This is a genomic window from Leisingera sp. ANG-M6, assembly GCF_000813905.1.
Lineage (GTDB): Bacteria > Pseudomonadota > Alphaproteobacteria > Rhodobacterales > Rhodobacteraceae > Leisingera.
In genome coordinates this window covers 364,022-381,705 of sequence record NZ_JWLG01000013.1, presented here as the reverse complement: position 1 = coordinate 381,705, position 17,684 = coordinate 364,022, and the positions used below count along the sequence as shown (strand labels likewise).

At 64.0% G+C, this 17,684-nt stretch carries 18 protein-coding genes; 6 read left to right on the top strand and 12 right to left on the bottom strand.

Annotation, left to right across the window (positions count from 1 at the left end; translation table 11 throughout):
* Positions 1 to 30: 30 nt before the first annotated feature.
* Positions 31 to 1,212 (bottom strand): 4-hydroxybenzoate 3-monooxygenase, encoded by a 1,182-nt coding sequence (gene pobA / locus RA24_RS11725; RefSeq protein WP_052269586.1) that lies wholly within the window; start codon positions 1,210 to 1,212, stop codon positions 31 to 33.
* A 104-nt stretch (positions 1,213 to 1,316) separates the two neighbouring features.
* Here pobA and RA24_RS11720 point away from each other — a divergent pair, with 104 nt between their 5' ends.
* Together RA24_RS11720 and RA24_RS11715 are read left to right on the top strand one after the other, a co-directional pair.
* Complete coding sequence (locus RA24_RS11720; protein WP_039191809.1) at positions 1,317 to 2,177, top strand: helix-turn-helix domain-containing protein; 861 nt, start codon at positions 1,317 to 1,319, stop codon at positions 2,175 to 2,177.
* A gap of 47 nt (positions 2,178 to 2,224) precedes the next feature.
* Complete coding sequence (locus tag RA24_RS11715; RefSeq protein WP_039191654.1) at positions 2,225 to 3,322, top strand: CaiB/BaiF CoA transferase family protein; 1,098 nt, start codon at positions 2,225 to 2,227, stop codon at positions 3,320 to 3,322.
* A 2-nt stretch (positions 3,323 to 3,324) separates the two neighbouring features.
* Here RA24_RS11715 and RA24_RS22510 read toward each other — a convergent pair whose 3' ends face one another.
* Positions 3,325 to 3,492: a hypothetical protein gene (locus RA24_RS22510; RefSeq protein WP_019297169.1), complete on the bottom strand. Its 168-nt coding sequence runs from the start codon at positions 3,490 to 3,492 to the stop codon at positions 3,325 to 3,327.
* A gap of 63 nt (positions 3,493 to 3,555) precedes the next feature.
* Positions 3,556 to 4,590 (bottom strand): uroporphyrinogen decarboxylase, encoded by a 1,035-nt coding sequence (hemE, locus tag RA24_RS11705; RefSeq protein ID WP_029204907.1) that lies wholly within the window; start codon positions 4,588 to 4,590, stop codon positions 3,556 to 3,558.
* A 185-nt stretch (positions 4,591 to 4,775) separates the two neighbouring features.
* Here hemE and hemC point away from each other — a divergent pair, with 185 nt between their 5' ends.
* On the top strand, positions 4,776 to 5,735 hold the full coding sequence (hemC, locus tag RA24_RS11700; protein WP_039191807.1) for a hydroxymethylbilane synthase: 960 nt from the start codon (positions 4,776 to 4,778) through the stop codon (positions 5,733 to 5,735).
* 128 nt (positions 5,736 to 5,863) lie between these two features.
* On the opposite strand, the gene RA24_RS11695 is transcribed toward hemC, so the two are convergent.
* The 5 genes from RA24_RS11695 to clpS all read right to left on the bottom strand — a co-directional run bounded on the left by RA24_RS11695 (position 5,864) and on the right by clpS (position 9,978).
* Positions 5,864 to 6,679 (bottom strand): glycoside hydrolase family 25 protein, encoded by an 816-nt coding sequence (locus RA24_RS11695; protein ID WP_019297172.1) that lies wholly within the window; start codon positions 6,677 to 6,679, stop codon positions 5,864 to 5,866.
* 179 nt (positions 6,680 to 6,858) lie between these two features.
* On the bottom strand, positions 6,859 to 7,740 hold the full coding sequence (gene hemF / locus RA24_RS11690; RefSeq protein WP_446720212.1) for an oxygen-dependent coproporphyrinogen oxidase: 882 nt from the start codon (positions 7,738 to 7,740) through the stop codon (positions 6,859 to 6,861).
* A 24-nt stretch (positions 7,741 to 7,764) separates the two neighbouring features.
* Positions 7,765 to 8,568, bottom strand: coding sequence for an SDR family NAD(P)-dependent oxidoreductase (locus RA24_RS11685; RefSeq protein ID WP_019297174.1), 804 nt, complete (start codon positions 8,566 to 8,568; stop codon positions 7,765 to 7,767).
* 84 nt (positions 8,569 to 8,652) lie between these two features.
* Positions 8,653 to 9,642 (bottom strand): methyltransferase, encoded by a 990-nt coding sequence (locus RA24_RS11680; protein WP_039191648.1) that lies wholly within the window; start codon positions 9,640 to 9,642, stop codon positions 8,653 to 8,655.
* A gap of 12 nt (positions 9,643 to 9,654) precedes the next feature.
* On the bottom strand, positions 9,655 to 9,978 hold the full coding sequence (clpS, locus tag RA24_RS11675) for an ATP-dependent Clp protease adapter ClpS (RefSeq protein ID WP_036762377.1): 324 nt from the start codon (positions 9,976 to 9,978) through the stop codon (positions 9,655 to 9,657).
* A gap of 106 nt (positions 9,979 to 10,084) precedes the next feature.
* On the opposite strand from clpS, the gene RA24_RS11670 reads away from it, so the two are divergent.
* The 3 genes from RA24_RS11670 (at position 10,085) to RA24_RS11660 (ending at position 13,078) form a co-directional block, all read left to right on the top strand.
* Positions 10,085 to 10,798, top strand: a complete 714-nt coding sequence (locus RA24_RS11670; RefSeq protein WP_036762323.1) for an HAD family hydrolase — start codon at positions 10,085 to 10,087, stop codon at positions 10,796 to 10,798.
* 43 nt (positions 10,799 to 10,841) lie between these two features.
* Positions 10,842 to 11,168 (top strand): hypothetical protein, encoded by a 327-nt coding sequence (locus RA24_RS11665; RefSeq protein ID WP_019297178.1) that lies wholly within the window; start codon positions 10,842 to 10,844, stop codon positions 11,166 to 11,168.
* Between the two features lie 260 nt (positions 11,169 to 11,428).
* Entirely contained in the window at positions 11,429 to 13,078 is a 1,650-nt protein-coding gene (locus tag RA24_RS11660) for a D-alanyl-D-alanine carboxypeptidase family protein (protein WP_039191645.1), read from the top strand.
* Between the two features lie 91 nt (positions 13,079 to 13,169).
* Here the strand turns inward: RA24_RS11660 and ccoS are convergent, their stop codons facing one another.
* Genes ccoS through ccoG form a run of 4 tightly spaced genes read right to left on the bottom strand, consistent with a single transcriptional unit; the run spans position 13,170 to position 17,440 of the window.
* Entirely contained in the window at positions 13,170 to 13,328 is a 159-nt protein-coding gene (ccoS, locus tag RA24_RS11655; RefSeq protein ID WP_019297180.1) for a cbb3-type cytochrome oxidase assembly protein CcoS, read from the bottom strand.
* A gap of 30 nt (positions 13,329 to 13,358) precedes the next feature.
* On the bottom strand, positions 13,359 to 15,536 hold the full coding sequence (locus RA24_RS11650) for a heavy metal translocating P-type ATPase (protein ID WP_039191641.1): 2,178 nt from the start codon (positions 15,534 to 15,536) through the stop codon (positions 13,359 to 13,361).
* A 5-nt stretch (positions 15,537 to 15,541) separates the two neighbouring features.
* Positions 15,542 to 16,006, bottom strand: a complete 465-nt coding sequence (locus tag RA24_RS11645) for a FixH family protein (RefSeq protein ID WP_039191638.1) — start codon at positions 16,004 to 16,006, stop codon at positions 15,542 to 15,544.
* A 3-nt stretch (positions 16,007 to 16,009) separates the two neighbouring features.
* Positions 16,010 to 17,440, bottom strand: a complete 1,431-nt coding sequence (gene ccoG / locus RA24_RS11640) for a cytochrome c oxidase accessory protein CcoG (RefSeq protein ID WP_029204910.1) — start codon at positions 17,438 to 17,440, stop codon at positions 16,010 to 16,012.
* Positions 17,441 to 17,684 lie beyond the last annotated feature (244 nt).

Here is a 17,684-nt window from a genome sequence, read left to right as displayed (position 1 = left end):
TCGAGTAATAAAGCGAGTCCTCCACAGCAGTCAGTAAGGAAGCCCCACATAGTTCTCAGCCAGCGAGACCTGTGCTGCTTCTGAGGAAAACAGGTAATCCAGTTCCGCCCTTTGCAGCCTCAGGTCGGTCTCCGACCCCTCCGGCGCCCTGTGCAGCAGGTTGGTCATCCACCAGCTGAACCGCTCCGCCTTCCAAACCCGCGCCAGCGCCTTTTCCGAATAGGCGTCCAGCCCGGTACTGTCACCCTTCAGGTAGTGATCCAGGAAACCGTGGTAGAGATAGTGGATGTCTGACGCCGCCAGGTTCAGCCCCTTGGCACCGGTAGGCGGCACGATATGGGCCGCGTCGCCTGCCAGGAGCAGATTGCCATAGCGCATCGGCTCGGCCACAAAGCTGCGCAGCGGCGCGATGGATTTCTCGATCGACGGGCCGGTCTGCAGGCCCGCCGCCACGCCCGCGGGCAGCCGCCGCTTCAACTCCTCCCAGAACGCCGCATCGCTCCAATCCTCCACGCGGTCGGTCAGCGGCACCTGGATGTAATAGCGGCTCAGCACCCGGCTGCGCAGCGAGCAGAGGGCAAAACCGCGCTCATGCCGTGCATAGATCAGCTCTTCGGCCACTGGCGGTGTCTCTGACAGTACCCCCAGCCAGCCAAAGGGGTAGACCTTCTCATATTCCTTCAGCACCTCAGACGGGATCGACTTGCGGCTGACCCCGTGGAACCCGTCGGCGCCAACGATGAAATCGCATTCGGCCCGCTGCGCCTCTCCATTCTGCTCCCAAGTCACAAAGGGGCGCGCTTCGGTCAGGGCCTGCGGCTGCACATTCTGCGCCTCGTGAATGACCGCGCCGCCCATTGCGTCCCGCGCTTCATACAGGTCACGGGTCACTTCAGTCTGGCCGTAGACCACCACCGTGTCGCCGCCGGTGCGGCCTGCCAGGTCGATGCGGTCCAACTGTCCCTGATGGGCGATGAGAAAACCTTCGTGGATCTCCCCCTCGCGGTCCATGCGGGCGCCGCAGCCCGCCTCGCGCATGAGGTTGACGAAACCATGCTCCAGCACCCCTGCCCGGATGCGGCCCAGCACATGCTCCCGGGTATGCTTTTCCAGCACGATCGAGCCGATCCCCTTGCAGTGCAAGAGCTGCGACAGCAGCAGCCCCGAAGGCCCGCCGCCAATGATGACAACCTGCGTCTGATGCGTGGACATGCGCATTCCCCTGTTTGCTTTCTGCATTCGTGCACCAAAGATTATGCGATGGCCGCCCAGGCTTGCGAATGGACCAAGCGCGTCATTTCCTGTACATTTCGAACATGACGCCCAAACCTCGGATAGATAGCTACAACTTGTTCGGCGAAACAGCCGAACTGGCCGATGTGCTGCATATTGAGACGATCCGAGCCCGTTCTGAGCTGCACGACTGGGAATTGCGGCCGCACCGTCACGCGCGGCTGCATCAGCTTTTGCTTCTGAGCGAAGGCGGCGGCAGGGCTGAAATTGACGGAATCAGCCATTCCCTTGCCCCGCCTTGCCTGGTCAATGTGCCCCGCGGCGTGGTGCATGGCTTCAGTTTTGGCCCCTGCACCTCAGGCTGGGTCATGACCCTCGCTTCTGAGTTCCTGGATCAGAACCTGTTTCCAAGTGAGGGGCTACGCGCGCGACTGGACCTGCCCGCTGTGCTGCCGCTGCCTGCCGGATTGCAAAACCTTGCAGAGCAGCTCTACCGTGAATACGGCTGCCGGGACTTTGGCCACGCCCAGATGCTGCGTGGGCTGGCGCTTTCACTCACCGCTGCGGCGGCGCGCGCCATTGCCGACGATCAGGATGCAGCGTCACATTCGCTGGCCAGCCCCTTATTTGCACGCTTTGAGGCACTGGTGGAGCGCGATTTCCGCCAGCGCCGCACGCTTGCGGATTATGCCGGCGAACTGGCCGTTTCCGCCACCCATCTCAATCGCATTGCCCATCAGGCAACCGGGCAGGCTGCCTCTGCGCTGATCAAGGCCCGCGTTCTGCGCGAGGCACGGCGGCTGCTGATCTACACAAACCTGACCGCCGCTCAGATCGCCTATGAGCTGGGCTTCAACGATCCCGCCCATTTCAGCCGGGTCTTTGCCAATGGCACCGGAATGCCGCCACGGAAATTCCGCCAGCAGCTTGCCCGAAACGCCTGAGCCGCCGCAGACTGGCCGGAACCGAACACCGCAAACAGGGGCACCATATGCTGCAAGGGATCCGCATTCTGGAAGTTGAAGGGCTGGGTCCTGGCCCCTTTGCCGCGATGACACTGGCGGACCTCGGGGCGGAGGTTATCTGCGTGCACCGGCCGTACACCGCCCGTACACCGGCCCGTGCACCGGGAATGCCTGAAACCTCGCTGCTGGACCGCGGCAAGCGGTCGGTAATGCTGGACCTGAAGGACCCGGACGGCGCCAAAACATTCCTGAAACTTGCCAAAAACGCACATGGGCTGATCGAGGGTTTCCGTCCTGGCGTGATGGAGCGGCTGGAGCTCGGTCCGGCAGAGTGCCATGCAGTGAACCCGGGCCTGGTCTATGGCCGGATGACGGGCTGGGGCCAGGACAGCCCGCAGGCCCATGCAGCGGGACATGACCTCAATTACATCTCGCTGTCCGGCGCGCTGTGGTACACCTCGAACCCAGGCGATGCGCCACTGACACCCGCCACGCTGGTCGGCGATATCGGCGGCGGCGCGATGTATCTGGTGGCGGGCATGCTGGCAGGTCTTCTCAAGGCGAAATCCACCGGCGAGGGCTGCGTGGTGGATGCCGCGATCTATGACGGGTCAGCCCATATGATGAACCTGCTGATGAGCATCCGCCAGGCCGGGAACTTTGGCGTCACACGTGGAGCAAACCTGCTAGACGGGCCGCATTGGTGCCGCACCTATGCCTGTGCCGATGGCGGCTATGTTTCCGTGCAATGCCTGGAGCCGAAGTTCTATACGCTGTTTCTGGAGAAGCTGGGGCTGTCGAAGGATCCCGAGTTCCAGCAGCAGTTCAACAAGGCGCTTTGGCCCACGCTGACCGGCCGCCTGGCCGGAATCTTTGCCAGCCAGCCGCGCGATCACTGGGCGGCGCTGTTCGAGGGATCAGATGCCTGTGTGGCCCCGGTGCTGAACCCGGAGGAGGCAATGGCGCATCCAATGAATGCGCGCGGCACCTGGGTGGAGGCAGACGGTGTGCTGCAAGCCGCCCCTGCCCCGCGGTTTTCCAGCCAGCCGGAATGGACACCGCCGGAGATCCCCCGGCGCGGCCAGCACACGGAGGAAATCCTGGCAGAACTGGCCCGGAAGTAGGGTCAGTCTTCTTTCTTGGCCTTTTCAGCCGCAGCTTTCATCCGCTTGAGCAGTTCGGTCTTGTCCGCCTGCTTGCCAAAAGGGTTCTTCTTGGTGCCCTTGGCGTTATGTTCCGCGTGGCGGGGCTTGTTGCTGCCCATGCGGGCGCCGCCCATTCTGCTGTAGTCCATCGTGAGACCTCTCGATGTATCCGAAGATGCGGCTATTGCCGCATCTTTCAGGCTAACACAAGATCAGCCGTTGCGGACGGTGTCGATCATCAGCTGCACGTTGTCCGGATTGGCATCCGGGGTGATGCCGTGGCCCAGGTTGAAGATGTGCGGGCCGTTCCTGAAGGCCTCGACGATGCGGCGGGTCTCGTCCACCAGTTCCTGCCCGCCGGTCACCATGTGGCGGGAGGCGAGGTTGCCCTGCACGCAGCCGTCCACCTGCAGATTGGCGGCAGCCCAGGCCGGATCAACCGCGTTGTCGAGCGCCACGCAGTCGACGCCGGTCGCCTTGGCAAAACCCACGTATTTTTCACCCGCTTCGCGCGGGAAACCGATAACGGGGATGCCCGGGTGGCGCTCCTTCAGCGCTGCGGTGATCTGGCGGCAGGGTTCCAGCGCGTATTTCCGGAACGCCTCGCCCTTCAGCGAGCCGGCCCAGCTGTCGAATATCTTGACCACTTCGGCGCCGGCCTCGATCTGCTTGGAAAGGTAGTCGATGGTCGCCTCGGTAATGCGCGCCAGAAGTGCTTCGAACAGGGCGGTGTTTTCTTCACGCAAGGCGTGGGCGGGCCCCTGGTCCGGGGTGCCGCGGCCAGCGATCATGTAGGTTGCTACGGTCCAAGGTGCGCCGGCAAAGCCAATCAGCGTCGTTTCGGACGGCAGCTCGCGCGACAGGATGCGAATGGTTTCGTAAATCGGGTTCAGCGTCTCGTGGATGTCGGAGGCCGGACCCAGCTTGGCAAAATCCGCCTCGGTGGTGATGGTCGACAGCCGCGGGCCTTCGCCGGTCACGAACCACAGGTCGGCGCCCAGCGCCTGCGGGATCAGCAGGATGTCGGCAAACAGGATCGCCGCATCAAAGCCGTAGCGGCGGATCGGCTGCAGCGTTACTTCGGCAGCCAGATCGGAATTATAGCAGAGCGACAGGAAATCCCCGGCCTCAGCCCGCGTGGCGCGGTATTCCGGCAGGTAGCGGCCCGCCTGGCGCATCATCCAGATCGGCGGCACATCCTGTTTCTCACCCGCCAATGCGCGCAGCAGCTTCTTTTGTCCGGCCATGGTCATCCTCTTTGTCAGCTGGCTCCTGAGGTCATGCCTGAGAGGCGGAATGTCAAGAGCAGGGGCGATGTGCCGCGCCCGGCGCGGTTGCGCCTTGTCCTATGTCAAAGCCCGCGCGCCCGGCCCGTGGGAGATGCGCAAAAACCGGTTTCCTCCGGGATGCAAACTGATTTATGGCTTTCTGCATGACACTGACCCTGCCCTCCCCCGCTTCGCCCCTGAAGATTGGCACCCGCGGATCGCCGCTGGCGCTGGCCCAGGCGTATGAGACCCGCGCGCGCCTTGCCGCGGCCTTTGATCTGCCGCTGGAGGCGTTCGAGATTGTGGTGATCAAGACCACTGGCGACAATCAGGCGCTGATTGCGGCGGACAAGCCGCTGAAGGAATTGGGCGGCAAGGGGCTGTTCACCAAGGAAATCGAAGAGGACCTGTTGTCGGGTGCCATCGACATCGCGGTGCATTCGATGAAGGACATGCCGGTCGCGCAGCCGGAGGGGCTGGCGCTGGACACCTATCTGCCGCGCGAGGACGTGCGGGATGCGTTCATTTCCCCTGCGCTGAAGTCCTTGCATGATCTGGCGGAGGGCGCCGTGGTCGGCACCTCATCGCTGCGCCGCCGGGCGCAGCTGCTCAATCGCCGCCCGGACCTGAAGGTGGTGGAGTTCCGCGGCAATGTGCAGACCCGCCTGCGCAAACTGTCCGAGGGCGTGGCGGAGTGCACCTTCCTGGCGATGGCGGGCCTGAACCGTCTGGCGATGGACGATGTGCCTGCCACCGCGATTGAGACCAGCGACATGCTGCCCGCGGTGGCGCAGGGCGCCATCGGCATCGAGCGGCGCGTGGACGACAGCCGCGCGGGTGATATGCTGGCGGCGATCCATGACCATGAGACGGGTCAGCGCCTGGCGGCGGAACGGGCGTTCCTGGCGGCGCTTGATGGTTCCTGCGAGACGCCGATTGCGGGGCTGGCGGAGCTGGACGGCACCACCCTGCGCCTGCGCGGCGAGGTGCTGCGGCCGGACGGGTCGGAGGCGATCAGTGACGACCAGACCTGTGCAGTCGAGGACGGTGCGGAGCTGGGCCGGGAGATGGCGGCCAAGCTGCTGGAGAAGGCCGGCAAGGGCTTCTTCGACTGGAAGGCCTGAAGCGAGGCGCTGCCTCGCGCTCCGGGATATTTGGGGCCAGATGAATTAAGGATCCGCTCTTCATCCGGCTGAAAATATCCAGGGGGTGAGCGCCCAGGGCGCGAGGGGGCAAAGCCCCCTGCCCGGCGTCAGATCTGCCCGGACCACCTCAGCCAGCTTTCGGGGCTGCCGCGGAAGGTGTTGAGATCGACGTCGCCCGCAATCCCGGGCACCTCGCCGGTACCGGAATACTGCCAGAAGCTCCAGGCCTTGCCCGGGTAGACCTTTTGCGGGTGGCCCGCGACGGAGCGCAGCCAGAACTCGGTGCCGCCAAGACTGCCGATGCCGGTGTCGCGGTAGAAATCCACCGTGGTGTAGACAACCGGGCGCTTGCCGTAGTGGCGTTCCAGGATGTTCAGGAACTTGCGCGCCTCCGCCCGCACTTTGGCACCGCCTGGCCGGGTGGTGCAGGTGCGGGAGCGGTGGTTCCACTCCATGTCCAGCACCGGCGGCAGCGCGTTTGCGTCCTTGGGCACATTGCGGATGAACCAGCGCGCCTGCTCCGCTGCCGGGCGGCAGAAGTAGTAATAGTGGTAGGCGCCGCGTTTCAGCCCCGCGGCACGCGCGGCGCGCCAGTTTTCGCGGAACTTGGCGTCTGTGTGGTCGCCGCCTTCGGTTGCCTTGATATAGGCAAAGGACACGCCGGAGCGGCGCACCTTGTTCCAGTCGATGGTACCCTGATAGCGCGAGACGTCGATGCCGTGCACCGGGTAGGACCAGGGTTTGCGCCCTTCCCAGTCATGCGGGTCGCGGTCGCCGAAGCGGGGATAGGTGGAGAGCCCGGCAAGCCGCGAATTGGCCGGTTCGGTGCGGGTGACTGCCGGGGTGCTGGTGTCCCTCTCCGGCGGCCCGCCGCAGCCCGCCGCCAATGCCAGTGCCAATGCCCCAAGAACCAGTCTGCGCATGTGATGTGCTCCCTGCCTCGCTGTGTGAATGCTGCTCTTTTCTTTGCCTGTTGCGTTTCATCTTAGCGCAGGGCGGCGCAATGTCGCGCCCCAAAGGGTTCGGATCAGCGTAAATCCGCCGCAAGAAAAAACGCGCCGCTTTTAAACGGCGCGTTGTCAGCTTCTGGGCTGCCTGCGGTTCAGACCCATTTGGCCAGAGGCGGCAGGCTCATCAGAACCGCGTTGGCGTCATGGCCGGTTTCCAGACCGAACTTGGTCCCGCGGTCATAAACAAGATTGTATTCCGCATAGAGGCCGCGGTGGATCAGCTGGGCGTCCTTGTCCGCCTCGTCAAAGTCCTGCACCCGGCGCTTTTCGACCAGCGGCACGAAGGCCGGCAGGAAAGCGCGGCCGATGTCCCGGGTCAGGGCAAAATCCGCGGCCCAGTTACCAGAGTTCTGGTCATCCATGAAGATGCCGCCCACCCCGCGGGCGCGCTTGCGGTGGGGGATGTAGAAATACTCATCCGCCCATTCTTTGAGCCGCGGGTAGAGCTCTGCGCCGTGCGGGTCCAAATGCTGTTTCTGGGCTCCATGAAAATGCGCTGTGTCTTCTGCGTATTCGATGCAAGGGTTCAGGTCCGAGCCGCCGCCAAACCACCAGGCGTGCGGGGTCCAGAACATGCGGGTGTTCATGTGCACGGCGGGCACATGCGGATTGCGCATATGGGCGACCAGCGAGATGCCGGAGGCCCAGAACCTAGGGTCGTCCCTCATGCCCGGAATGCCCTTGCGCGCCGCCATCGCGGCTTGGGCGCGTTCGCCCAGGGTGCCGTAGACCTCGGAGATGTTGACGCCGACCTTCTCGAACACCCGTCCGCCGCGCATCACGCTCATCAGCCCGCCGCCGGCGTCGGAACCGTCGTCCGAGGTCCGCTTGGTTTCCGTCACTTCGAACCGGCCCGGCTCCATATCCGCGAACGGGCCTTCGCTGTGGGTGTCCTCCAGCACCTCAAAGGCCGCAACGATCTGGTCGCGCAATTCCCGGAACCAGGCAGCCGCCTGGGCCTTCTCGTCTTTCATTTCAGCAGTCACAGGTCTTTCCAATCAGTGCATCGGCGCGGACACCGGGTCCAGCAAAGTACGGCCGCCGTCCAGTGTCAGAACCTGCCCGGTCATGAAGCCGGAGGCGTCGGAGGCGAGATACTGGGCGGTCTGGGTGAGTTCGGTGGGAGAGGCGACCCGACCCAACGGGGTGTGCGCCTCGATATCCTGCCGGAAGCTGCGGTTTTCCTTGAGTGTCGCCTGCATCGAGGCGCTCATCACGGACCCGAAGGCGATGGAGTTCACGCGGATCCGGTGCGGCGCCAGCGCTACAGCCAGGGAGCGGGTTGCCTGATCCAGTGCGGCAGAGGCCACGGAATAGGCCATCAGCTCCGGGTGGGTGCGGCGGGCGGCGATGGAAGAAAGGTTGATGATGCTGCCCAACGGGCCGTCACCCTCGCGTTCCTCCCCCTGCTTGATCATCCGTTTTGCCACCTGCTGCGACAGGCGCACCGACGGCAGCAGGCTTTGGTTCAAAAGCTGATCAAGAGTTTCATCCTGCGGGTCCAGCGCATCGGTTGCCACAACCTGGCGGGCGCCATTGACCAGAATGTCGATATCGTCAAATGCGTCAATGGTGGCTGACAGCAGGTTGGCAATGGTCAGACGCTCGCGCAGATCGCCGGCAAAATAGCGGATGTTGCTCTCGTCGGCCTGTTCGCCAAGCTCATCGACCAGCTGAGCCTCATGCGTATCCGCAAACATCACATTGGCGCCAGCATCGGCAAACTGCTTGCCGATCGCAAGGCCGATGCCGCTGGCGGCACCGGTCACGATGGCGGTTTTGCCGGAAATGGAAAAGGACATGAAAGGGTGCTCCCCTATAGCATTTGGCCCGCACGTTAGACCGCGCCTGCCGGTTTGGAAACCGCCATTGCGCCGGGTCCGCGGTTACTTGCGCCCGCGCTTCGGCTTGGCCGCATGCAGGATCTTGAAGCGGTTGTCGCCACCCTCCTCGCGTACCTGGGCGAACCGTTCGGCCAGTGCAGTCTCGTAGGGCAGGTGCCGGTTTGCCACCATCCACAGGCTGCCGCTGGCGGCCAGCATGGAGGCCGCGGCGCCGATGAAGGCCTGCCCCAGCGACGGTTCTGCCGCGCGGCCGGTGTGGAACGGCGGGTTCATCACCACGGTGTTCACCACGCCCGGCGCCTTCCAGCTGCGGGCGTCAGACCAATGGAAATGCGCCCGCGGATCGGCGGCATTCAGGCGGGCGCAGGCCAGCGCGGCATGGTCGGCCTCCACCAGATGCAGCTCCTCGACGCCCTCGCGCTTCAGCACCTGCGCCGAGAGATAGCCCCAGCCTGCCCCCAGGTCGGCGACGCAGCGGCCCAGCTTTTGCGGCAGCGCTGCGGCCAGCATCCGGGAGGCCGGGTCGATGCCATCTGCGGAGAACACGCCGGGAGCGGTGATGAAGCCTTCGACCTGCTGCGGCCCTTCGGGCAGCCAATCGGACAGATCAGTGCCGCCTTCGATCCAGAAAATCTTGCCATGCGCCTTGGAGACCGGCGCCGAGGGTGTGCAGCGCTTGCGCAGGTCCTTCAGGAGCGAATCAATGCCTTCGGTCTTGGCGCCGTCGATCAGCACCTGACCATGGGTCGCGGCAGCAGCCTGCGCCACCAGCATCCGGGCCAGCGCCTTGGCCCGCGGCAGGAAGACGACGGCAGCGGCATAGTCCGCGCCTGCCTCCAGAGACGGGGCGCAGGCGTAGCCTTGGGCGGCGAAGTGATCATGGTCCGGGCGGAACGGCTGGATGACCAAGACCTGATCCTTGGGCAGGGCCGACAGATCATGCTCGCTGCGCGGATGGAAGACGGCGATGCGGCCCTCAGGCGGAACAGCAAAGCCGCCCGATTGGGCGGCCAGTGACAAGCGTACAGACATCTAAGGGCCTCTTTATTCTTCTTTTTCCATGGTGCACTGCAGCGGGTGCTGGTGGCGGCGGGCGAAATCCATCACCTGGCCGACCTTGGTTTCCGCCACCTCATGGCTGAACACACCGACCACCGCAACGCCCTTCTTGTGCACCGTCAGCATGATTTCAAACGCCTGTGCATGGGTCATGCCAAAGAAGCGTTCCAGCACCATCACCACGAATTCCATCGGGGTGTAGTCGTCATTCAGCAGCAGCACCTTGTAGCGCGGCGGGCGCTTGGTCTTGGGCCGTGTCTTGGTGAGGACGCCGGATTCCGTGTCGTCGTCTGAATGATCAGTCATCATCAAGGGCTGCAGCGGCATGAGCAATTTGATCCAGTGGTGCATGGAATTTCCTGTGACGCTTATATAGCCTCTTAGCTGTTCAGGAAAAGAGACTGAGACCCGCAGATTGACACCTAATTTGACAACAATCGGCTTTGATGCCGACGATACCCTCTGGCACAATGAACGGTTCTTCCGCGTCACGCAGGAACGGTTTGCCGAATTGCTGCAGGATCACACCCCCGCGGACATTGGGCCGGAGCAGCTGGAACGGCAGCTGCTGGACGCCGAAAAACGCAACCTCGGGCGCTATGGCTACGGGGTGAAGGGCTTCACCCTGTCGATGATCGAAACTGCGATCGAAGTGACCGGTGAGCGGGTGCCCGCGGCCGTGATCAAGGAGCTGATCACCGCGGGACAGATGATGCTGTCTTATCCGATCGAGCTGCTGCCGCATGCGCGGGAAGCGGTGGAGGCTGTGGCAGGGCGCTACAAGGTGGTGCTGATCACCAAGGGCGACCTGCTGGATCAGGAGCGCAAGCTGGCTCAGTCAGGCCTTGGGGAGCTGTTTGACGGGGTTGAGGTGGTGTCCGAGAAGACACCGGATGTGTACCGGGACATCTTCGCACGCCATGGCGACGGTGCAGATCGTGCGATGATGGTTGGTAACTCCATGCGCTCTGATGTGGTGGCGCCGATCGAGGCCGGAGGCTGGGGCACCTATGTGCCGCATGGGCTGGTCTGGGAGGTGGAGCATGCCGAAGCGCCAGCGCATAGCCCGCGCTACACGGAGATTGCCGATCTGGGCGGGCTGGCGGATCTGGTGGACAGCCTGGGCTGAGCGGCGCTATCCCTTTGGCAAACGCCAAGGGAGCCCCGGACACATGCCGCACGCAGAACTGAAATTCTCCAGCGATCTGGATCTCGATGCAGAAGCCATTCTCGCTGAAATCGAAGCGGTGATACTGGAACACGACGGCGGTGCGGGTGCCTGCAAGGGCCGTGCCTACCCCACGGACCGGTATCACCACACCCATATCACCGTCAGCGTCGCCCTGCTGACCAAGCCGCACCGGGATGAGGCGTTTTCAAAGGCGCTGCTGGCGGATCTCGAATCCCGCATCAAGGCGCGGCTGCTTCAGCCCTGCGAATTCTCGCTTGGCCTGAGCTATTCCACCCCGTTTTATGTCACCAATTTTCACGCTGGTTGACCGGAATTCTGAACAGAAGGCCTGTCAACCCGGGCTTAAGCTGCCCGCGCCCCGATGCAACGGCAACTTTTTTTGATAACCTTTCGTTAGGACTTGCCGGATTTAGCGGTCAGGCAACGCCCACACACAACATGCCGGCACACTTCGGCCGAAGCGCCTGACTGCGTGCCGGCGCCGCTGTTTATTCCTCGTAAACCCTGTGTTACGCTTTTGCACACAGGCAAAAACGTCAGCCGGAAAACCGGCGGCACGAGGCAAACATGGCAGTGATCACGCAGGTCAAACCGGCGTCAGGCCGGTATTCCCGTACCCGGTTCCTATGGGCAGCCGCGGTCTTTCTCTTGGCAGTCTTTACGCTGGCGTTGCAGCCGCAGCGGGCCGCAGCCGCGCCCTATGCAGCGATGGTCATCGACGCCCGAACCGGCGAGGTATTGCATTCGCGCAATGCCGACACCCGGCTGCACCCGGCATCGCTGACCAAGATGATGACGCTCTACATTGCATTCGAAGCAGTGCGGAACGGCGAGATCACGCTGGATACCAAAGTCCGGATCAGCCGCAATGCAGCCGCCGAGCCGCCGTCGAAACTGGGGCTGAAGTCCGGTCAGAAAATTGCCTTCCGCTACCTGATCCGCGCCGCCGCGGTGAAATCCGCCAATGACGCGGCCACCGCCATCGGCGAGACCCTGTCGGGTTCCGAAGCCGCCTTTGCCCGCCGGATGAACCGCACCGCCAAGGCGCTGGGGATGAGCCGCACGACCTTCAAGAACGCCCATGGCCTGACCGCCAGCGGGCATCTGTCGACCGCCAGCGACATGACCACGCTGGGGCGGCACCTGCTGTACGATTATCCCGAGTACTACAACCTGTTCTCACGCCGTTCGACGCACGCCGGCATCCGTGAGGTCCCCAATACCAACCGCCGCCTGCTGGCGGCCTACCGAGGTGCCGACGGGATCAAGACCGGTTACACCCGAGCCGCCGGGTTCAACCTTGTGGCCTCAGCCAAGCGCGGCAACGAACGGATCATCGCAACCGTCTTTGGCGGCAAATCCACCGTGTCGCGCAATGCCAAGGTCGCGGAACTGCTGGACCTCGGCTTCCGCCGGGCGCCGTCGCGCGCCGCGCTGCGCAAGCCGCAACGGCCTGCCTATCAGGGTGCGGGCAATGTGGTAGTTGCCGACGCCGATGACGGCCCCTCGCACGGGGTGGCGGGCAAGACCATCCGGGTGAGCGGCCAGGTGAACACCAGCCTGCGTCCGAAAACCCGCCCGGGTGCCAGCGAGTCGCCGGTGCTGGTGGCGGCGCTGGAGGAAGCGCTGCAGACGCCGCCCGCGGAAAGAACCGCGTTGGAGGAGGCCGTTGCGCAGGCTGATGCGGCTGGCCCAGAAACCGCAGAGGCAGAGACCGCTGAGGAGCAGATCGAAAACGTGCAAACCGTCAGCGCGGACGGTGCCGTTGGCGGGGACGCGTTGCGGGAAAGCATAGCGGTTGCATTGGCGGAAGCGGAGGCGGAACCCCAGCCTGCAGTTGAGGACGCCGTTCCGGCCGTCATTGCTGCCGTGCAGAAGGTTCCCTTTACCGGATTGCGCCCGGTGGCCCGCCCGGCCAGCCTGACCGGTACCGCACCGGAACCGGAGCCAGTTGTGGTGACCCGGCTGTCCACCTCCGGCGGGCGGTACTGGGGGGTCAACGTCGGTCTCTACACAAGCCGCTACCAGGCAGAGAAGGTTCTGCTGCGCACCGCGCTGGCGGAGCTGGAAACGCTGGACGGCACCCTGCGCAAGGTGGCCAAGACCCGCCGCGGGTTCGAGGCCAACTTCCTGGGCATGACCCAGGAGCAGGCAGAACTGGCCTGCCGCCGCCTGAACGCCCGCAACGTGACCTGCGCACCGATCGGCCCGTCTTGAGTCCGGCAACACCTCAAATCAGAAAAGGCGCCCGCGGAGGCGCCTTTTTCTTGCCCGGCTGATCCTTTCCAGCAGGCGTTCCCGCCCGTCGTCAGGGCTTGGGCTTGTCGTCCCACTCGTCATTCAGGATACGGCGGGCATCACCTTCGGGGTCGTCATACTGGTTGCTCCGCACCGTGTAGAAGAAGGCTGCAAGCCCCACCGAGCCGAGGATCAGGGAAATCGGGATCAGGTAGGCAAGTACACTCATAAGCTCAGTACCAGTATTGCGGGCGCGGGCTCAGCGCAGGCGCAGCGCGTTAAGGGAAACGGTTATCGAGGAAGTAGACATCGCCAGTGCAGCGATCAAGGGCGTTGCCAGTCCGGCGATCGCCAGCGGCACGGCAATCACGTTGTAGAGCGTGGCAATGCGGAAGTTTTCGCGGATGCGGCGGGTGGCCTTCTGGGCCACACCGCAGGCCTCGGCTATGGGCTCAAGATCCTGCCCCAGCAGCACGATGTCGGAGGCGACCCGCGCCGCGTCGAGCGCCGAGGCCGGAGAGATGGAGACATGCGCCGCCGCCAGTGCCGCGGTGTCGTTGAGACCATCGCCGACCATCAGCACTTTTTGACCCTGATCCGCCAGCAACTGGACCCGGGCGGATTTATCCGCAGGCAGCGCCTCCGCCACCCATTTGGAAATGTTCAGCCGGCCGGCCATGTCCTCCACCGCGCCGGTGGTATCGCCGGAAATCAGCAGCACATCCTTGCCGGCCGCCTTCAGCGCCGCCACAGCCTCCGCCGCGCCGGGGCGCAGGGCATCAGTGTAGAGGAAGGGCCTGGGCTCCCCTGCCCCGGTCTCGAGCCATGCTGCTGTCTGGCTGCCCTGCGCGGCGCCGACCCAGGCCGCACGGCCCAGCCGGACGCGAGCACCGCGGTACAGGCCTTCGGCGCCATAGCCGGGCACCTCGGTGATGTCCTGCACCGCAGCAGGTTTGACCCCGGCCGCCCGCGCGGCGCGGGTGAGCGCAACTGACAAGGGGTGCGAGGAGGCTTCGGCCAGCGCCAGGGCAATCTCAATATCTGCGCGGGCATGGTCGCCCAGGTTGGTGACTTCCGGGGTGCCGGCGGTCAGCGTGCCGGTCTTGTCAAAGACCACAGTGTCCACTTCTGCCAGCCGCTCCAGCGCGGTGGCGTGTTTGATCAGCATGCCCTTTTTGAACAGCCGGCCCGAGGCAGCCGTGGTTACCGCAGGCACCGCGAGGCCAAGCGCGCAGGGGCAGGTGATGATCAGCACCGCAGCGGCAATGTTCAGCGCCGTGCGGATGTCGAAGGTGTAGAGGTACCAGCCGGCAAAGGCGAGCGCCGACAGGATGTGCACCCCGGGCGCATAGAGTTTGGCAGCACCGTCGGCGAGCGACGTGTAGCGGGAACGGCCGGATTCCGCGATGGCGACCAGATCGGCCATGCGGTGCAGCGAGGTGTCCTCCCCCACCGCGGTTGCGCGGATTGTCAGCGGGCCGGTGAGGTTCACTTCACCTGCGGAAACCGCGAGGCCGGGTTCCGCAAAGACCGGCAGGGTTTCCCCGGTCAGCAAGGAACGGTCAAGCTCCGACTGGCCGGAAACGATCTCGCCATCGACTGGCATCCGCCCGCCCGGGCGCACCAGGATCAGGTCGCCGATGGCCAGGTCCGCCACCGGCACCTCGTATTCATCACCGTCCAGCAGCCGGATCGCACGGGGCACCTCGAGCGCTGCCAGTTCCTCAGCCGCGGAGCGCGCCACCGCGCGGGTGCGGTAATCGAGATAACGGCCCGCCAGCAGGAAGAACGTGAGCGTCAGCGCGGCATCAAAATAGGCGTGCTCACCCGAGAGGAAGGTCTCCCACAGGGATGTGACAAGCGCCAGCACCAGTGCCAGGACAATCGGCACATCCATGTTCAGCCGCCCGACCCGCAGCGCGGTCCAGGCATTGGCAAAGAAGGGCTGGGCCGAGAAGATGATGGCAGGGAAAGTGATCGCCGCGGAGATCCAGTGGAACATATCGCGGGTTGCATCCGACGCCCCGGACCAGACCGAGATCGACAGCAGCATCACGTTCATCGAGGCGAAGAAGGCCACAGCCAGCCGCATCAAGAGATCCCGCCCGGCCTTGTCGTTCTGAGTGGCCGCCAGCGCCGCCAGATCCAGTTCATGCGCCTCAAAGCCGGCCTTTTCCAGCACCGGGATCAGATCCGCCGCGCGCACGTCCGGGTCCGCCTCGATCAGCGCACGTTTCAGAGTCAGGTTAACCCGTGCCGTATGGATGCCCGGATGGGCGTTCAGCTCCCGCTCCACTGTCGAAATACAGGCCTGGCAGTGGATACCAGGCAGGGACAGCGCCAGCCGTGCCTCGGTTGGCGCCTGCTCTGCCCCGTCATGCGGGGCGGCAACACAGGCGGGACAGGCGGCCAGCGAGGGGCGGAGCTGCGCGGTCATCGCGGTTAGCCTTTCACATGCAGGATCACCCGCTGGGTGAATTCGGTGCCATCCTTGGCCCGTGCCACCATGCGGATGTTCCAGTTGCCCGGACCAAGATCAGCCGGTGCCACATAGGCCTGGCCGTCAAAGGTGAACTCCGGTTTCTGGTCATCCTGCACATGGGTTGCCCGGCCCAGCGTTGCGCTCAGTTTGGCAACCTCCACCGGGGAACCGTCGGCGTCGGTGATCTCCAGCTTGACCTGATCGCCCTGCGAGGACGCATAGACCGACCAGCCCAGCGCCTCCTGTGCGGAACGGCGCTGGTCGAATTCCTGGCTGGCGACATAGGAGTTCTTTACCTCAAGCCCCGGAAAGGTTTTCACCGCATTGACCGCCAGAATGATGTTCACCCCGATGATCACTGCAAAGGCACCGCCGAACAGCAGGATGGCGTGTTTGCCGGTAAATTCGCGTTCGCGCTTAGCCATGGCTCAGTTCCCCTTGCCGTTAAAGCTGGTGTCCTTGTGGGCCCGTTCCCCGTTTATCAGATCCTCAACCCAGATGCGAACCGGAGTGCTGGAGGCCTGCGAAGGTGCCGAACCTTTGGCAGAGACGATATAGACCCGCTGCAGCAGCGCGGTATCCGCCGGCACGTTCACCGAATGATAGACGGTGCCTTCCAATTGCAAACGCATCGCCGGGTCGCCCTTGATCGACAGTTTGAACACCCGGTCCTCGCCATGCTTGTTGCGCAGGCGCACGTCATAGGTGTTGCGGATCGAGCCGTCCGACAGCGTTACAAAGGTCGGGTTGCGTTCCGGTGCAACGGTCAGCTCAATATCGGAGCGGATGAACAGCGCAAACAGCAAGCCCACACCGACCAGCGACCACAGGCTGGTATACATTATGGTGCGCGGGCGCAGGATGTGCTTCCAGATATTCTTGGGCGGGTTACCGCTGCGCTCCAGCGTCTCGTCCGACAGCGCCATATAGTCAATCAGGCCGCGCGGCTTGCCGATCTTGGCCATCACGTCGTCGCAGGCGTCGATGCACAGAGCACAGGTGATGCATTCCATCTGCTGGCCGTCGCGGATGTCGATCCCCACCGGGCAGACGTTGACACAGGCCATGCAGTCAATGCAGTCGCCCTGCCCTTCGGCCACCTGACCCTTTTTCAGCTTGCCGCGCGGCTCGCCCCGCCATTCGCGGTAGCCGACGGTCAGCGTGTCCTCATCCATCATTGCCGCCTGGATGCGCGGCCAGGGGCAGGCGTAGATGCAGATCTGCTCGCGCGCGAAGCCGCCAAACAGGAAGGTGGTCGCGGTCAGGATCAGCATGGTGGAATAGGCAATGGGATGCGCGTTCAGCGTCACCAGGTCATAGGCCAGCGTCGGTGCATCGGCGAAATAGAACACCCAGGCACCGCCGGTTGCGAGGCCGATCAGGAACCAAGCGGTCCATTTGGTGACCCGCAGGCGCGCCTTGCGGAAATCCAATTTCTTCTGCCGGTGCAGGCGCAGGCGGGCGTTACGGTCGCCCTCGATCCAGCGCTCTACCAGGATGAACAGGTCAGTCCAGACCGTCTGCGGGCAGGCATAGCCGCACCAGACCCGGCCCAGCGCCGAGGTGAACAGGAAAAGTCCAAGCCCGGCCATGATCAGAAGACCCGCCACGAAGTAGAACTCATGCGGCCATATCTCGATCCAGAAGAAGTAGAACCGGCGGTTTGCCAGGTCCAGAAGCACCGCCTGGTCCGGCAGTGAGGGGCCCCGGTCCCAGCGGATCCAAGGGGTCAGGTAGTAGATCCCCAGCGTCACCGCCATGATGTACCATTTCAGGTTGCGGAACTTACCGGACACGCGCCGCGGGAAGATCGGCTCTCTGGCGGCGTAAAGGCTGGGGGCCGGGTTGGAATCGCTCACGGACTCTCTCCGTCTTGTGGCAGTGTTGCCGCCCTTTTCACAGATGCAAAGTCTCGGAACTTTGACGTGGATCAAAAAGCGTATCACACAATCATGTTTTCCGGCCGGCTTTTGCACCACAGAACGGCAATCCGCCACCTATGCCTGCAGTACCAGCCTTGCCAGAGGCAAGTTGCCGCAGACGCCGTCCAGGGCGTCTGCGGCTGAGCGTGCCAGGCTGACCTTGAGGATCCTGGCGTGCACA